The organism is Roseovarius sp. W115 (assembly GCF_032842945.2).
Lineage (GTDB): Bacteria > Pseudomonadota > Alphaproteobacteria > Rhodobacterales > Rhodobacteraceae > Roseovarius > Roseovarius rhodophyticola.
In genome coordinates this window covers 2,355,928-2,370,961 of sequence record NZ_CP146606.1, presented here as the reverse complement: position 1 = coordinate 2,370,961, position 15,034 = coordinate 2,355,928, and the positions used below count along the sequence as shown (strand labels likewise).

Annotated in this window: 23 protein-coding genes; 10 read left to right on the top strand and 13 right to left on the bottom strand. The window is 54.9% G+C overall.

The window, feature by feature from the left end; translation table 11 throughout:
* Positions 1-9: 9 nt before the first annotated feature.
* Both RZS32_RS12010 and RZS32_RS12005 read right to left on the bottom strand, forming a co-directional pair.
* Positions 10-681: a Fe2+-dependent dioxygenase gene (locus RZS32_RS12010; protein WP_317057216.1), complete on the bottom strand. Its 672-nt coding sequence runs from the start codon at positions 679-681 to the stop codon at positions 10-12.
* Positions 682-1,048: 367 nt separating this feature from the next.
* Positions 1,049-1,459: a hypothetical protein gene (locus RZS32_RS12005; RefSeq protein ID WP_339106642.1), complete on the bottom strand. Its 411-nt coding sequence runs from the start codon at positions 1,457-1,459 to the stop codon at positions 1,049-1,051.
* 134 nt (positions 1,460-1,593) lie between these two features.
* Between RZS32_RS12005 and RZS32_RS12000 the strand changes: the two genes are divergently transcribed.
* The 4 genes from RZS32_RS12000 to RZS32_RS11985 all read left to right on the top strand — a co-directional run bounded on the left by RZS32_RS12000 (position 1,594) and on the right by RZS32_RS11985 (position 3,302).
* Positions 1,594-2,157 carry an RNA polymerase sigma factor gene (locus tag RZS32_RS12000; protein ID WP_317057214.1) on the top strand — a complete coding sequence of 188 codons (564 nt, stop codon included), beginning with the start codon at positions 1,594-1,596 and terminating at the stop codon, positions 2,155-2,157.
* Positions 2,150-2,383, top strand: a complete 234-nt coding sequence (locus tag RZS32_RS11995) for an anti-sigma factor family protein (protein ID WP_317057213.1) — start codon at positions 2,150-2,152, stop codon at positions 2,381-2,383. Before RZS32_RS12000 ends, RZS32_RS11995 begins: the two co-directional genes overlap by 8 nt.
* Before the next feature lie 154 nt (positions 2,384-2,537).
* Positions 2,538-2,822 carry a DVU3141 family protein gene (locus RZS32_RS11990; RefSeq protein WP_422395912.1) on the top strand — a complete coding sequence of 95 codons (285 nt, stop codon included), beginning with the start codon at positions 2,538-2,540 and terminating at the stop codon, positions 2,820-2,822.
* A gap of 180 nt (positions 2,823-3,002) precedes the next feature.
* On the top strand, positions 3,003-3,302 hold the full coding sequence (locus RZS32_RS11985) for a hypothetical protein (protein WP_339106640.1): 300 nt from the start codon (positions 3,003-3,005) through the stop codon (positions 3,300-3,302).
* 69 nt (positions 3,303-3,371) lie between these two features.
* Here RZS32_RS11985 and RZS32_RS11980 read toward each other — a convergent pair whose 3' ends face one another.
* The 7 genes from RZS32_RS11980 to RZS32_RS11950 all read right to left on the bottom strand — a co-directional run bounded on the left by RZS32_RS11980 (position 3,372) and on the right by RZS32_RS11950 (position 8,027).
* Entirely contained in the window at positions 3,372-3,596 is a 225-nt protein-coding gene (locus tag RZS32_RS11980) for a GDCCVxC domain-containing (seleno)protein (RefSeq protein WP_317057210.1), read from the bottom strand.
* Positions 3,572-3,781, bottom strand: a complete 210-nt coding sequence (gene merF / locus RZS32_RS11975; protein WP_317057903.1) for a mercury resistance system transport protein MerF — start codon at positions 3,779-3,781, stop codon at positions 3,572-3,574. Before merF ends, RZS32_RS11980 begins: the two co-directional genes overlap by 25 nt.
* 354 nt (positions 3,782-4,135) lie before the next feature.
* Positions 4,136-5,257, bottom strand: coding sequence for an alanine/ornithine racemase family PLP-dependent enzyme (locus RZS32_RS11970; RefSeq protein WP_317057209.1), 1,122 nt, complete (start codon positions 5,255-5,257; stop codon positions 4,136-4,138).
* Positions 5,254-6,453 carry a DUF1611 domain-containing protein gene (locus RZS32_RS11965; protein ID WP_339106639.1) on the bottom strand — a complete coding sequence of 400 codons (1,200 nt, stop codon included), beginning with the start codon at positions 6,451-6,453 and terminating at the stop codon, positions 5,254-5,256. Before RZS32_RS11965 ends, RZS32_RS11970 begins: the two co-directional genes overlap by 4 nt.
* A 95-nt stretch (positions 6,454-6,548) precedes the next feature.
* Positions 6,549-7,373 (bottom strand): hypothetical protein, encoded by an 825-nt coding sequence (locus tag RZS32_RS11960; RefSeq protein WP_317057207.1) that lies wholly within the window; start codon positions 7,371-7,373, stop codon positions 6,549-6,551.
* Positions 7,363-7,716: a hypothetical protein gene (locus tag RZS32_RS11955; protein WP_317057206.1), complete on the bottom strand. Its 354-nt coding sequence runs from the start codon at positions 7,714-7,716 to the stop codon at positions 7,363-7,365. The genes RZS32_RS11960 and RZS32_RS11955 overlap by 11 nt, the downstream gene beginning before the upstream one ends.
* On the bottom strand, positions 7,713-8,027 hold the full coding sequence (locus RZS32_RS11950; protein WP_317057205.1) for a hypothetical protein: 315 nt from the start codon (positions 8,025-8,027) through the stop codon (positions 7,713-7,715). The genes RZS32_RS11955 and RZS32_RS11950 overlap by 4 nt, the downstream gene beginning before the upstream one ends.
* Positions 8,028-8,269: 242 nt before the next feature.
* On the opposite strand from RZS32_RS11950, the gene RZS32_RS11945 reads away from it, so the two are divergent.
* Together RZS32_RS11945 and RZS32_RS11940 are read left to right on the top strand one after the other, a co-directional pair.
* Positions 8,270-8,686, top strand: a complete 417-nt coding sequence (locus RZS32_RS11945; protein ID WP_317057204.1) for a hypothetical protein — start codon at positions 8,270-8,272, stop codon at positions 8,684-8,686.
* A gap of 169 nt (positions 8,687-8,855) precedes the next feature.
* Complete coding sequence (locus tag RZS32_RS11940; RefSeq protein ID WP_317057203.1) at positions 8,856-9,056, top strand: hypothetical protein; 201 nt, start codon at positions 8,856-8,858, stop codon at positions 9,054-9,056.
* 58 nt (positions 9,057-9,114) lie between these two features.
* Here the strand turns inward: RZS32_RS11940 and RZS32_RS11935 are convergent, their stop codons facing one another.
* Positions 9,115-9,849 carry a Crp/Fnr family transcriptional regulator gene (locus RZS32_RS11935; RefSeq protein ID WP_317057202.1) on the bottom strand — a complete coding sequence of 245 codons (735 nt, stop codon included), beginning with the start codon at positions 9,847-9,849 and terminating at the stop codon, positions 9,115-9,117.
* A 145-nt stretch (positions 9,850-9,994) separates the two neighbouring features.
* On the opposite strand from RZS32_RS11935, the gene RZS32_RS11930 reads away from it, so the two are divergent.
* On the top strand, positions 9,995-10,231 hold the full coding sequence (locus RZS32_RS11930; RefSeq protein WP_317057902.1) for a hypothetical protein: 237 nt from the start codon (positions 9,995-9,997) through the stop codon (positions 10,229-10,231).
* Between the two features lie 54 nt (positions 10,232-10,285).
* Here the strand turns inward: RZS32_RS11930 and RZS32_RS11925 are convergent, their stop codons facing one another.
* Complete coding sequence (locus RZS32_RS11925; RefSeq protein ID WP_317057201.1) at positions 10,286-10,420, bottom strand: hypothetical protein; 135 nt, start codon at positions 10,418-10,420, stop codon at positions 10,286-10,288.
* A 257-nt stretch (positions 10,421-10,677) separates the two neighbouring features.
* Between RZS32_RS11925 and RZS32_RS11920 the strand changes: the two genes are divergently transcribed.
* The 3 genes from RZS32_RS11920 to RZS32_RS11910 are packed head-to-tail and all read left to right on the top strand — an operon-like array spanning position 10,678 to position 12,520.
* Positions 10,678-10,884: a cold-shock protein gene (locus tag RZS32_RS11920; protein WP_317057200.1), complete on the top strand. Its 207-nt coding sequence runs from the start codon at positions 10,678-10,680 to the stop codon at positions 10,882-10,884.
* 39 nt (positions 10,885-10,923) lie between these two features.
* Positions 10,924-11,952 carry a fatty acid desaturase gene (locus tag RZS32_RS11915; RefSeq protein WP_317057199.1) on the top strand — a complete coding sequence of 343 codons (1,029 nt, stop codon included), beginning with the start codon at positions 10,924-10,926 and terminating at the stop codon, positions 11,950-11,952.
* A 49-nt stretch (positions 11,953-12,001) separates the two neighbouring features.
* Positions 12,002-12,520: a hypothetical protein gene (locus RZS32_RS11910; protein WP_339106638.1), complete on the top strand. Its 519-nt coding sequence runs from the start codon at positions 12,002-12,004 to the stop codon at positions 12,518-12,520.
* Between the two features lie 357 nt (positions 12,521-12,877).
* On the opposite strand, the gene RZS32_RS11905 is transcribed toward RZS32_RS11910, so the two are convergent.
* Together RZS32_RS11905 and RZS32_RS11900 are read right to left on the bottom strand one after the other, a co-directional pair.
* On the bottom strand, positions 12,878-13,510 hold the full coding sequence (locus tag RZS32_RS11905; RefSeq protein ID WP_317057197.1) for a tyrosine-type recombinase/integrase: 633 nt from the start codon (positions 13,508-13,510) through the stop codon (positions 12,878-12,880).
* Positions 13,511-13,802: 292 nt separating this feature from the next.
* Positions 13,803-14,960, bottom strand: a complete 1,158-nt coding sequence (locus RZS32_RS11900; RefSeq protein WP_317057901.1) for a tyrosine-type recombinase/integrase — start codon at positions 14,958-14,960, stop codon at positions 13,803-13,805.
* Positions 14,961-15,034: the final 74 nt, after the last annotated feature.

Below are 15,034 nucleotides of genomic sequence, written 5' to 3'. Positions count from 1 at the left end.
GGCGGTTCATTATGTGCCAGTCCACATGCGCAGTAAGTTTGTATATGCCCGGTTTGCCCTGTCGGTCTCTTCAGAGTTGGGTGCGTCTTTTTCGAGTTTGCTGCGCGCCAAACCAAAGTCGTACAAGATTTCTCTGCGCGCCAAGTCTCGGATTTGGCTTTCCACCCAGGTAACAGCCGCCAATCTTTCACCTTTGGTCACAGGCAGAACCCGATGAAGCGTGGATGATGGGTAGACCACGACTGAACCCGCTGGCAGCTTGATCTTGACTGGCCCATAGCCAGAAAAAATCTCGAGCTCGCCGCCCTCGTATTGATCGGGCTCATTCAAAAATAACGTGACAGAGAGGTCTGTCCTCAAAGTACTGTCGACCATTGTTGCGTTGTCGACATGAAGGCCATACTCCATGCCTGGCCTATATCGGCTGATCAGAGGAGTTGCGACTTTGTTGGGCATGGCAAAGCGTTGAAACCGTCCATTTGATTTCAATGATTTTATGACTTTATTCTGAATATCCGCCTTCGCTTCTCGATCAACGCTCCCTAACTGCTCGTTTTTCTTCACCCGTGCCGCGCGTTTTCCAGCTGTTTTTCGCCCATCTTCAAAATCAAGATTTTGTATGGCTTCTACCAAGTCCTTGCGAACCGCCTCGGATATCAGTTCGGGTATTGTCTCAAGCACGTCAGCTACCCACTATAGTCCAAGACCCGTTTACACGGCAGGCTGTACCATCCCGCGTGCGCGTTCGTTTTCCAGGTCGATCAATTGATTCACGAAAGCTGCGACACCAATGATCAGACGTAGACTTCCAAGTCTCAGTCGGCACAATCGTGCCTTTACTCCCGGACGCAGTTCTCCATGACGCGCCGTCACCGCTGAGTTGCCGTTCGAGCGCTCTTTGAAGCGTGGCTTGAGAGGCACGTTTTTCGTTGTCCGCGAGGCCTATGTGAAAAAACGTGTCGCTTTGGGGTATTGGCAAACTGCTGTAGTCACAGGCCGCCAAGGCTAAGGGAAGCAGGGCAATAAAGCGAGGGAATACGCTCATAGATTAATCCCAGCCATTGGAAATCGAGTTGGCCTCGCCCGACCGGCTGAGAGATGGACCACTGCGGTCTGATGAAACGCCGCCTTCGCCACTTTCTCCGCTTTCGCCTGTTTCGCCCGTCTCACCACTTTCGCCGCTCTCACCACTTTCACCACTTTCGCCGCTCTCACCACTTTCACCGCTTTCACCGCTCTCACCACTTTCACCGCCGCCGCTCTCACCACCTTCGCCGCTTTCTCCGCCGTCGCTGCCACTTTCTCCACCTTCGCCGCCGTCGCTGCCGCCTTCTCCACCGTCGCCGCCGTCGCTGCCGCCTTCTCCACCTTCTCCACCTTCGCCGCCGCTCTGTGCATAGGCGAGGCCGGACGAAATATCTCCGGTAATCATGGGAAGATAACCAGGTTCTGTAGCCATCAGAGCCGTCGCAAGCGCACTTGCAGACACGATTTTTGTGGAAGATGATCTTTTTCTATCAATTGACATGTCGATACCTCATCGCAGTGTGCATTTGTAAGGAACAACGCACAACCCGGTCAAATTAATCCTTCATGCTGAAAAAAATTTTGAATCTTGGGAAGAAAACATCCTCATACACGTTGTATCATAAGAGCACTCATTATTGGGTTCTGTTGATGGACGAAGACTTCTCCGACTTGCTTGTGCAAACACTTCCGAAAATCCGGCGGTTTACCAGGTCATTGACCGGCAACTTCCATGACGCAGACGATTTGGCTCAGGAAACAGTTACGACGGCTATCCGCAATCAGGGTAAGTGGGTGCAGGGCAGTCGCTTTGACAGTTGGGTCTACAAAATCGCTCAAAACCTACACATCAGCAACGTGCGGCGGTCAGAAACAAGAAAAAAACACCAGCACATGATCAACGGCACCCAAAGTTGGATTCAAGGCGGCGCAGAGGCGCATTCAGACCTTATTGCTGTAGCCAATTTCATGCGAGGCTTACCGGCAGAGCAACAAGCCGTCATTCATTTAGTGTCTGTTGAGGGATACAGCTACGCAGAAACCGCAGAAATCCTAAACATATCCATTGGCACTGTAACAAGTCGACTTTCGCGCGGGCGCGCGGCCATACAAAGGTTTCACGATGACTAAGATAGAAAACGACGATCAGCTTCATCGATTTATCGATGGTGAATGCAGCCCATCCGAAGAGTTGGAAATCTTGCGCGCTGAGCACGATGACGATGTGCTTGCAAAACGCATTCGAAAGCTTCGCGGGCAAAAAGCCGAATTGCGGGCGGCAATGGAACTGGAATTGGCAGGTGAGTTGCCGCTCAACCTTGTCGAAGCAACCAAGTCGCCGCCCCCCAAAACATGAATCATGCGCCTGGAACCTTACTGGGCGGCAAAAGCACAATGTTTCTTGCCGCATGTTTGATTGGAGCCGTTGCTTTGGGCACTGCTTGGAGCCACTGGCGTATCAGCGACTGGCAAGACACGGTGGCGTCACTGGAAGCAAAAGAGAATCTGCTTTGACGCTCGCCGTGCAACAAGGTCTCGAAACTTATTTGAGCGGAGAGGCGTTGGAGATCAACGACGAGAAACTTGGGATATCCGCCAGCGTACGTCCCGATGAAACATATAAGAGTGTGTCTGGGCATTGGTGCCGTAGTTTCACTGAAACGATAGCGGTTGCTGGTCAAGACATTCGCAGAAAAGCTATCGCTTGCCGTGATCGAGACTCGCAAAGCTGGATTCGCATGCAAACCGTGATCGAAGGCCCAATTTACAATGAGTTGGCAAAAACAGACCTTTGAAAGCCCGGCGGGTGAGATATTGGGGAACTTTCAATCGTCAACCTTTGGCCAAAGCCATTTTATTTCAACCAAAAGTACGATTCCTCCAGCTCGCGAAGATGCGCAAATGCAGACAACCGAAAGACTTGTGGTTTGTGTCACTTGGCCACCGCTGTACTTGAAGCGCTAAGAGAGAATATTATGATTGAAGAATTTCAAAAGTACCGGTCCGAAGGCCTCGATGCGGAGGGGGCATATCAAAAATCTAAGCAGCTAGGGCTAGATTTTGGTCAGCGTCTAAGAACGCTTACTCAGGTGTATGGGCTTTCGCTCGCGGATTACAAAGCGCTGGTTATGAGACTTGATGCCAGTTTGACGTCCATCGAATACCGGGAGAAGCCCTTGCCAAACTTGGAAGAAGCGATACGACGAGCAGGCAATGTTTGCAAAATTCGCCGCAAAAAAACACTTCGCTTAAGCGCGGAAACGAATGACCGCTAAGTCAGCGTTGTTGCAAATGACCGCACCTAGCCCCAACCTACCAAGTTGCTACGACACGACAAATGTCGGCTATGCGCAGCAAGACTTACCTTCTTGGATAGGCGGGCATGGCACCGTCGCATACGAACAGTATACGCAACAATCTCCTTCAATCGGCTTCAAGACCGTGTTGCAAGCCTTGCACTCATAAAACCACTGGCAGGCATCCGTCGGCATCGTCTCCGTCTCGACATGCCCGCACGAGGGGCAGGTGAGCGTTGACTCCAAAACTACCGCTGCTTCTTCTGTCGCCATATCGCGTACCCCGTTAGGATAAGAAAGCCTGCAAGCATCGGTAGCAAAACCGCATCGTTGTAGAGAATGTCGAGCAAACTGGTCAGACCAAAAGTTGTCAGGATAATTGAAAGGAGCGGTGTGAAGCAGCACAACGCCGCGAACACGCTTCCGGCCAATCCGAAAGATAGTAGTTTGTTCCGCATAACGGCGTGGCTCTCACGTTTGGCGTTTCCCAAGGCAGAATAAGTCTAAAAAGCTACCATTGAAAATAACAAGTTTGATGGCAGCAATGTCCGCAGTGCTGCCATTGACAGCGACCTGCATGAATGTCTGGTGTGCGGGACAAACCGGACTTGCGCAATCGCAGCTATTGCTAACGCAGCAACCGTTCGCTCTTGCCAAAGATTTCTTGTTGCTCCACGGCGCACGTCACCGAAGCGGTCATTGCCAGCCTTTTCTGAGAGCCGCATCAAGGTTGTACCTTTGCCGCACCATGAATGGACATATAAAGGTGCGGGTAGTATGTCACAAATGCCCCGCGGGGGATCATCTGGACGTCATACCAGGGTCAGGAAGGGGTGGGTCTCTCGGTCCTTGGCACTTCCGTTCATCGTCTGCTTGCCATGAACGGTCTTTGCGACATCTGGGGCGCTCATCGCCCGCATGAGGGCGCTGTAGTTCATGCCCATTTCCATCTCGGAGCCAACTGGCAAGGCAGTTTTGGCTGTGTCGACAACGGTGTGGTCGCTGGTCGCGCCGATAAACCTAAATTCAGAGGGAAACGTAAGACCGCTTGTGTCGGTGTCCTGCTGCCCGACAGCAAGGATCGTTCGGGCTCGGGGGGCATCATTCCGAACCAATTTGAGTATTCCAAGCTCAGGAGCAATTGACGCAGGTGGTATCGCGCTTGGTTTGCACCTTGTTTCGATCACCTCGGCCATCAGTGCAAAGGCGTTCGTATGAAGGTCAGAGATCGGATGCCCTGTCACGGGGTCGGTGCCCAATAGGATCGCCTCACCCAGGCGGAGGTTGTTGACCCGCCCGGTTGAACCTTCACCAAGCGCCCATGGCAAATTGGCCGAGCCACCTCCTGACACAAGCTCGACAAAAGGTCCGCAAGCGCCTTCGACTTGGTCGGCCAGTCTCGAGAGCATGGCCATGTCGCCGCCCGTCGGTGCCGCGTTGCCCATGCAGGCAAAATTCGCAGCGATGCCTTTGAGCGCGACACCAGGTGTTGCGATGACGCGAGCGGCGCACTCGTTGAGGTTCTCCGGCAAAATGCCTTCGCGCATATCCCCCATTTCAGCCAATAAGATAACATCGTGCGAGGTACCCAGTTTCTTTGCGGCGGCGCCAAGCTTCCGGATTGTGTCCATCTCCGTGTTGTAGCTCGCGTCACAATGCTGGATTGCGTCTTCCATCTCGCTAAGTAGCGGCGCGCGGATCATCGAAATTGGGCAATTGATCCCTGCGATCCGCATCCGAACGACATTTGCGATGCGTGCGTCGGCCAGACCGACAACGCCACCGTCCAGCATCGCCCTGGCTATGTCAGGATGCCCGCACACTGCCTTGGTTACACCGGTGACCGAGAGTCCACGGGCGCCAAGACGACGGACGAGACATCGCGCGTTTGCCTGGATCTTGCCCAGATCAATCTCCACACGCGGCGTGGTCATTCCGCGGCCACGAGAGGCACGGGCCGCAACTGTGGAAAGGCGGTCAGGACCATGTCGGTCAGGTGCACCTCCGGCCGGGTCAGCGCGTCCGTCACCGGAACTCCGAGATCGCGTGAAAGACTGTCGATTGCACGATCGACCTCGGCGTCCGTCATCGTTTCGTGATTGATTGTGACACCAATCACCTGTGTGTCTGCAAAAGCTTCGATGAGGGCGATTTCGCTTTTCGGCTCGGGCATTGGCATGGTGGGAAAGTCGCAGCGGTGGGCACGCTTGGGCGCATGTTGAAGAACGACAGCATGCGGCTGGCTGCCGCGAAGAATGAACGCCGATGTGCAAAAAGCCGGATGGCTGAGCGCGCCTTGTCCTTCGATCAGGATGACGTCTGGTTCGTCGCCGTGAGACGCCGCGACAATCACGCGTTCAAGTTCCCCGCAGCAAAACTGCGGTGGCACGGCGTCCATGGCAATCCCGTATTTCGCGCCCTGCATGAGCCCCGTCTGGCCGGTGCCAACGAGAACCGTCTTGATGCCACGCGCGTTCAACACCTTGGCCAGAACGGTCGCTGTCGTCCGCTTGCCAATTGCACAATCCGTTCCCAGTACGGCGATGCGGATTGCCTTCACCTTGGACACGCGTCCATCAAACAGGCGCATATCCTTGCTTGGTCGGGGTTTACGGATATCGCGGATCGTCACGTTGGCTGCATGAGCAGCGCTCGAGATCTCGGGATCATCACCAAGGTATTCGTGCAGACCGCTGACGATGTTCATGCCGAGAGCGATTGCATCCAGCACAACCTCTCGATCTGTAGGTGACATACTCCCTGTAGAGGGGGCCATCCCATAGATCAATGTGTCGGGGATTTGCGCCGCTCCTGTAACCGCAGCCTCGAGGTCTTCAACAATGGGGATGGCGTTACTCACATTGTCCAGCACCTGCCCGCTGTCGCGCCCTTCAAGTCTGCTGTCTATGACCGAAAGAATGCGGTAGGCTTGGCTGTGACGGACAAGCCCATTTGCGGTCTTCCCGTCGACTTGCCCGAAGTTCCCCTCACAATAGACAACCGCTGTGGGCACCCAGTTTGTTATAGCTTTTCTGCCGCAAGTTCGACGGGATGCGGATACGTCAGGTGGGTCTTGCGGGCCTATCACTGACAGCCTGGCCGTCAGGTTTTCTGCATTTTCCGATTCCATGATTATTCCTTTACAAAGCGGGCCCGTCGGGTCCGATCAAAAGATGAGTTCGGAAGGAACGCCGCATTTCAGTCTGGATTGCGCGCGTTAGTCGTTCAGGACGCAACCCCCCGAGATCGCTGAAAATTCCTATGGCACTCCCACCGGTTTCCCGATCGGTCGAGATGCGCATTTTCAGGGAGGTCAATCGCTGTGCAGCCATCGTCAGACTGTGCAAAGCCGCGATTACACTTCCAGCCTGGGCCATAGCTTGCATCGTAGAAATAGGCATTCTCCGGAACGACGACAGCCTCACAGGTATCTTCGCGTTCGAAGTAACCCCGCTCACATGTCCATGGCTGTCCGTACCCAGCTCCGTTCAGAAAGGAATTCTCGGGAACGGCAATAGCAATGCATGTGTCACCTTCGATCTCATAACCCCGATTACATAGCCAGACAGACCCATATACATTGTCGGCCAGATAAGCGTTTGGAGGCAGATCGATCTCTAGGCAAAGATCGTCAACCTTCATGTAACCACGAAGGCAGTTCCATCTCTTCCCGGACGGGTCGAGATATCCGCCATCGGGCACAACGACCTCAAGACACGTCTCGTCATCGACCTCCTGAAACCCGTGCAAACACTCCCAGCCTGCGCCATAGGTTCGGTTGGTGGCATAGGCGTTCTGCGGGACGATGATGGTTAGGCAGGTATCACCGTCACGCCGGTATCCACGATCACACTCCCATCCCTCGCCATAGCTTTTGGGCCGCGCATTCGCGGGCATCGGGGCCGATTGAGATTGGGCGAAAGACGGCGATCCGATCGCGATGAACGCGACAATGGCGACCGCAAGGAATTCCGTGAAAAACACTGTGGCGAGCACGCCTAAGGTGCTCTTGGACGAAACAGGCGACAGTTTGAGGTCATTACGATGCATCAAGGTCGAGACCTTCGATGCAAGCCTGCGCCAGATCGCGGTTCGGGCCATCTGATCCGGGCATCGTTGCCCAACCGGTTTCCATCACAGCGTCGCGCCGCTTGAATGACGACGCCTCACGGATCGTAACCAGCTTTGCAATGCGTTCATTGTCGGTGCGGGACATGTCAAGGCAGAAGGGCACGAGCGCTGCGATAACGCTGTCCTCCGCCATCTCACTCGCCATCTTCTCGGCGCTGCTTCCGGTCACCCATCCTCCCCACGAGAATCCAACGATGCCGACAAACGCCGCGCCAAGGAGCGCGCCGTAGATGCCGGGTTTCAGCCATTCGGGTGTGGTCATTTCGTGTCCTCCAGCGGGGAAAGCGCCGCTTCGCTGTCATTGGTGGTTTCGGAGAGGGCCCGATCACATGCGATGGCATGTTCGAGCTCCTCCTTTGTGGTCATTTGCATCGTCGTTTGTCCCGCATGGCTCCCGCGCCCCCGGATCATCAGGTATGTCGCGGTGCGCCGGTAAGCCTCGAAGCTGAGGCCTTGTATAAGCTCTTCTTCGACAAGGATTTCATATGTGCCGGGCGGAAGCTCTAGCTGGCTGTAGCCGATCGTGAAGTCGTTTGAAAACGTCACCGTTGATCTGGTCGAACGCGTGAACAACCCGGGTCTCCATTGAGTAGAATGCTGGTTTTTCCGCCATCGCCGAAGTGACAAGCGCCGAAAGGAACGCCTCGCCAAGACAAAGTCGTTGAGTGCACAATACCCGAAGCTGCGAGAGGCGATGCTGATCGAGGTTAGCGCCTGTCGGGTTTTTTATTGTCAGGATGAGAGGCCAAGCGCGTTCCGGGCATCAGACACCTGCGCGCAGTTCTTCGTCTCTATTACGCGCTGAAAGGAACCCCATGTCCGCCTCAGACGTTCTCCATCCGGATGGCAGCGACTACGATGCCTTCCTCTTCGCACACGTGGGTGAGGACCGAACCGGTGCAGCTGTTACGGTCTTGTCTGTGCTTGCGCGTCTTGACCTCGAACCGTGGACCGAGGCGCATGAGCTTGCAAGTATGGATCGGGAGGACGCGCAAGTTCGACTGACAACGCATTTTGAAGCGATCACAGACATTCCGGCTCTGGCCCTGGCAAGCGAGGGTAGAGCGGCAAAACTGGTTTCATTGCTGCCGAAGCGCGCGCCGCTTCGCGTTCCAAAATCACTCGAAGCAGGCGCCAACAATTCTCCAAAAATATCGATCTCTTGGACAACGATGGCCCTCGTTGGAGTCGTGGTTCTAACGTGGTTCTTCTATCTGGCTCAGACGGGCTAACCTGCGTCAGTGCAAAAACACCGAGAAACCGGATAAGTGAACCTGTCCACCGAAAGTCATGGTGGTTTTTTCCGAGTAGCTCAGAGGCGCGGGGCACATGCAGTTCCTCAATAGAACTGTATGCATTTTGCGCCTCTTGTTTCTCGGACTGTCCAGGAAAGGACATTCGATGAATGAAGAAAACCAATCCGAGGAAAACCAGACCGTGAAACACATGGCCTCGGTCAAGGCTGCCTGGGACAAGGCGCCAGAAGGCCCCAAGAAGGCCGCAGCGCTGAAGCACTATCAGGCCGCTGAAAAGGCCCATGAAGCCGAAAACCACGAAGAGGCTCACAACGAACTCAAGCAGGCAAGCCGCGCATTGGTTTAATGTCGGTAACTGTGAAAAGACTGCAGGGCCGCCCAAAGCCTGACTTGGGGCGGTCGTTTCACGGCAAAAGAGGTCGTGACTGATCGAGATAGGCCGGATCGAAATCCGCCAATGCAACCAGTCCCTCGTAGTCATCGAACGTAACAAGCCCGCCCTGAAACGTGACGAGCCCGCCTTCGCGGAGCTTGCGAAGGACGCGGTTAACATGGATGGCGCTTAACCCCAACGCATCAGCCAGATGATACTGCGTGAGCGGGCAGGCATAGCCTTGCCGACTTCCCATACCGACGAGGGACAGTCTCACGCCAAGCTCCAGCAGGAAATGCGCCATGCGTGCATCCGCATCGCGCCGCCCCAGCCCAACCAGATGCTCGACAACCATCGCTTCGTCGCGTGACACGGCCCAAAGAATGGCCGTAGCCAACCGGGGTGTCTCTGCGAAGGCGTGCAGGAGATCGCTCACCAGAACTTCCGCCGCCTCAATATCGACGATTGGTTCTATCCCATGATCCGATGTGTGCAAAAGAACGCTGCGCAGCCCTAGAAAATCCCCCGGTATCTGGAAATCAACGATCTGCCGCGACCCGTCAGCCTGGATCTTGTAAGAAACGACCCAACCCGCTGCCAGGATGTAGGCAGCCTGTTCGGATTGGCCCTGGTGAACCAAATCGCGCCCCACAGAGAAAGACCTCCTCCGCTGATGCAAGCGCTCAAGAACGGCCAGTTCAGTCTCCGACAGTGCAACGAACGCGGAGAGCTTTTGGGTTAGCGGACTGGCTTTGATGTTTATCATCGATCCCTCCCGAACCGGCGCATACTCTTGGAAGATTTTGGCGCCGAGACTGCTTTCGATCAGTACGGAATACCAAACTCTTTGTGAGTTTAGGACGATCAAGACCCAACCCGGTCGCAATACAACGAACGAAAGTGGAATGCCGATGTCAGACCCACAAGACCCCGCAGGCATGGCCGCCTTCTCGATTTGCGAGGCCCTCCTACTTGCCTTGCAAGAACGCAATCTGCTGCCGGAACGCGAGATTGTGGGCATTCTCCGCGATGCAGCAGCCACCCACGAAAATGCCCAAGGCCCGGAAACAGAGCGAAAATTGCATGCGGCAACCGCCAAGCTGATCAATGAGATCATTGTTGGCGGCAACCTTTCGAGACGCTCGTAACGCCGACCCTCTAACGCTGGATATGAGCGAAGCCTAAATGCTCAATCGCGCCTCTCAACTCGTTTTCAGATCTGTCGATTCGGTCTTTGATTCAGGAGGCTGTTCGATTGCAGTCCGCGACTGCTTATCTTTTTCTTGAGGGGCCTTTTTGGCGGCGGCCTCTTTCTTCGCCAAGTCGTTGAACGACATTCTGGCTTTCCTTTTCTGGCTGCCAGGGTATCCGGCAGCTTGTGAGCTATAGGGGATAGATGCTCACTTGGCAAAAGGAAACATCGGCAAGCAGATAGCGCGCACCTTGTAAACCTTCCGGGCGGTCACCATGTAAAACTTGCTACTGACCTCCATTCGACTTTCTGTTTTCCTTTACCGGCTCACAGCACTCGACACTGTCGTGAGAAGCCGGGCTGCCGCATGTCGCGGGCAGCGATCAATTAAGGAAAATTCACATGGCCAACGGCACAGTGAAATGGTTCAACGCCACCAAAGGCTTCGGCTTCATTGCACCTGACACAGGAGGCAAGGATGTGTTCTTGCACATCTCCGCCCTCGAGAAGTCGGGGATGACTACTTTGAAAGACGATCAAAAGGTGACCTTCGATGTCGAGGCCGGCCGCGACGGCCGCGAAAGCGCAACCAACATCGCGCTTGCCTGAACAATGCAACGGGGCGCTCCTATGGAGCGCCCCATCGCCATGAGAAAGCCATCCAAAACGACCCAACCGGAACGAGACGCCCTGGAATGGACGCGCCTTATGGCGCGATACCGCACACCGAACACGGCCCGAAGCCTTTTAGAGCTGTTTGTCACGGTTGCGCCGTTTGTCGCGATTTGGGCAGTGGCCTGGTGGATGCTGTCGGTCAGCACCGTGCTGGCCGTCATTTTGGCATTGGGAAACGCGGCCTTCCTGGTCCGTCTTTTCATGATCCAGCACGATTGCGGCCACGGGTCCTTGTTTCGCAGTCGGAGCGCGTGCGACTGGTTGGGACGTGCCATAGGCGTGGTGACGCTGACGCCCTATGATGTCTGGCGCGAAACCCACTCGATCCACCATGCGACAACCGGCAATCTGGACCGTCGGGGCATTGGCGATCTGCCGACGATGACTGTCAGAGAATATCGGGAAAAGGGGTGGATCGGCCGGAGCTTGTACCGCCTTGTCCGCAATCCGGTCTTCCTGTTCGGGGTCGTGCCATTTTATACCTTCTTCATCCAGAACCGGCTGCCGGTCGGTTTGATGCGATCAGGCTGGCACTATTGGCTGAGCGCGCTCGCGACAAATGCAGCTATCGCCGCTGTCCTGGCAACGCTCGTCTGGTTCAGCGGTTGGCATGTACTGGTGTTCGTGTTTCTTCCAACGATGTTTCTCGCGGCGATGACCGGCATGTGGCTCTTTTACATTCAGCACCAATTCGAGGAAACCAGCTGGCAACGCGACGAGGATTGGAACATTCATGAAGCAGCGCTGGAGGGTAGTTCACACTATGCGCTGCCCGGCATTCTGCGCTGGATCACCGGGAATATCGGCGTCCACCACGTTCATCACCTGGCGAGCCGAATCCCATTCTACCGTCTTCCCGAAGTCCTTCGCGACCATGACGCTCTCGCCAATGTCCGGCGTCTCACCTTCCGTGACAGCCTGCGCTGCGCAATGCTGGCGCTTTGGGATGAAAAGGGCCGACGGCTGGTCTCCTTCGCCGAAGCTCGGCGGCTGACCGCGTAAGGCGGTCACATCGACACACGAAACTCAATAATCCAGGAAAGGGTTCCCCATGACACGTTCCAGTGCACAAGGCAGAACAGATGCCGGCCATGACCTCTTCAAAGGCACGACCAAAAAGAGGAAAGCCAAGGCCAGTAAGAAAGACACACAGCCCCCGATCCAAGTCGGCGAACACGGCAGATATCAGATCAAGTCGGGCCTCCTCGCCGGCAAATTCGTTGCCCGCGCATTTTCCAAACCGCCAACGAAGGCGCGTGGCATGATCGCCGAGGCCACAGGTGAGACCGAAGAAGCCGCGATCACCGCTTTGCATTCCGCCATCGATGCGCGTGAAGTCCGCAGGAACGAAGACCGCAGAACGGATCCTCGTACAGGGACGCTGGTACCGAGTACCGACGAATACGTGGAAGCGTTCAATTCTGTAAACCTGACGCGTCCGCAGCGCGCCATGTTGATGGCGTTGTCGCTGGCGGAAGAGGACGGGTTGGCAGAGGAAAAGGTTGCGGATGCTGGCAGCTACAAGTCCCCGAACTCGGCCAAAAAGTTCTGGCAAGCGCGGGTCGTATGATTGCTGGATATCTGTCTTCAGAGACAGGTTCCAAGATGCCTGCGAAGAGTTTGGATGGAACTGCGCTAATTGGTTTTTGCGGTGATTCCGGACACGAAGAGAAGCCCGGGAACTGGATTCTGCACCCCGAACTTTGCGCCGCCATCCGTATCGCTACATGAGCCAAAGAGTTAGCCGTCTGAGTGATTGGTCAATTGGGGTTGATTACCAATTCGATCGAACTTGATTTAGTCTGGGATGACTGAGGCGACCAGACAACAAATAGATTTTTGGCGGCGCTGGTCATTTTATGTCAAACGTGATGCGTGCGGCGCGTCGGCCCGCAAAGGCCAGCGGCTCCAGCCGCTCGCCCAATGCCTAAAGGTCAATATTCTCGGCAATACTCAGCGCATCTTCGAGTTCGACTCCCAAGTAACACACCGTACTGTCGACCTTTGTATGTCCTAGCAAGAGCTGAACCGCGCGCAGGTTACCTGTTTTCCTGTAGATCTCAGCAGCTTTGGTTCGGCGCAGCGAATGCGTCCCATATCCACTCGGTTCCAGACCAATCGCCGACACCCAATCGTGCACCAACCGGCCATACTGCCGGGTTGAGTTATGCGGGCGATCGTGGAAGCGGCTGGGAAACATGAACGAGCAAGCCAACATCTCGGGTGATTTGTCCCAAGCTAGGACAGTTTCCCTTGTGTTTTCCGTCAGTTCAAACTGAACAGGCCGCTTGGTTTTGCTCTGGATGACCGAAACCCGTTCTCGGACGCGATCCTCTTTGACCAGATCGACCACAGAGAGCCTGACCAGATCATATCCACGTAGTTTGCTGTCGATGGCAACGTTAAATAGCACCAGATCACGAAGAGTGTTCGCCAGCTCCAGTCGCGCTCGGATCGCCCAAACCTGTTTTGGTAGCAACGGTCGTTTCTGGCCGATGATCCGCCCCTTGTTCCAGGCTTTACGTCTCGGGGTGACAGCAGGAAGTTGGACTCGAGGCATGATGTGCCCTCCTTGCCGCCCTCCGAACCCAAGCATCAGCACCGCGCTGACGTTGGAATGCTACTCGCAAACCTGATTGCATCTGACCTACCACCCGTGAGTTTGTTCCCCAAACCTAATGGCATCCCGAATGAATGGCCGGATTCACCGCCGTGTAGCTGCGCTGAAGACCTTGCGCGCAGAAATTCTTTCGCGGCGAGCGCGCGCAGCGAGAAATTCGCACTTCCGGGTTGGGCTCGTTCAGCGATTTCGCTGCGTGGGAAAGCAAAGTCAGCATTCCAGCCGAAACCTGTTACTCCTTCGACATCTTCCGAGCCATTATTTCCGCCGCTTCGCGCAGTGGATCATCTGCCAGGTGGGCATATCGTTGCGTGGTTGATGGGTTTGTATGCCCGAGCAGTCTACCGACAATGGGAAGACTCAATCCGCTTGAAACCAAATGAGATGCATGAGTGTGACGGTTGTCGTGAATACGGTAGTCCGCAAGCTCTGCTGTTTTTGTAACCGAGCGCCAAAACGCCTTCAGGTCTCTGTAGGGCTGATCTGGAGAACGTCCAGGAAATAGAAATCTGCTGTACGAGAACGATTCTGCGTGCATCCTTGTGAGCAACTCTATTGAAGCACGTGACAATGGTAGATGTTCGGAGCGCTTCTGCTTTGTGTGATGCGACGGTTTTATCCAGACGCCACGATCGAGAGCAAAATCTTCCCAAGTGGAAGATAAAACTTCTCCGATCCGCGCCCCTGTCAGCAACTGCAGTCGAATCGCATTTGCAGCAATCTGGTTTGGGTGATCTGACAAGGCCTTCATCAGCCTGTTCAGTTCGTCATCGGACAGCCAACGTTGACGCTTTTCTTCTGCAAATTTCTCCACTCCCCGGGCCGGGTTGTCTTTGCGCATACCCCATCGGATCGAAAGCTCGAATGTTTTGGACAGTAAAGCCAGCGTTCGGTTAGCCTGGTATGGAGTTTGAGACATTCTGTTGTGCAATCGCTGAACATCTTTGTAGGTAACCTCGAAAACACGGAGGTGCCCCAAATGCGGAATGACATAACGATCCAACATTGAGCGATCGTTTCGAACGCTGGCAGGACGCTTCTTAGGAACGGCATGTTCTGTCAAGTACTGCTCCGCTAGGTCCGCTACAGACGGAGACTGGCGAAGGAACTGAGCGTCCGCCACCGGGTCACCGCCTCGCACAACATCAGCAAGCATTCCGCGCGCAATTTCCCGAGCATCGTTGAGCGACATGGTTGGTCCATATTGACCAAGCGTCTTGCGCTTAGATCGTCCAGTCTGTCGATTGCGGTACTGCACGACGAAGCTTTTCACTCCGGTTGATTTAACCCGCAACCCAAATCCCGGCAAAGCCCGATCCCAATAGATCACATCTCGGTTTCCGGGCTGAGTTCGATCTATTCTGGTTTTCGTGAGCTGCGTTTTCGGCATGATCAAATTATGCACCTATCAAACAGGTAAGCAATAGGTAAGCAAATTTTGGAGAGCTTACACGAAGTCTATCG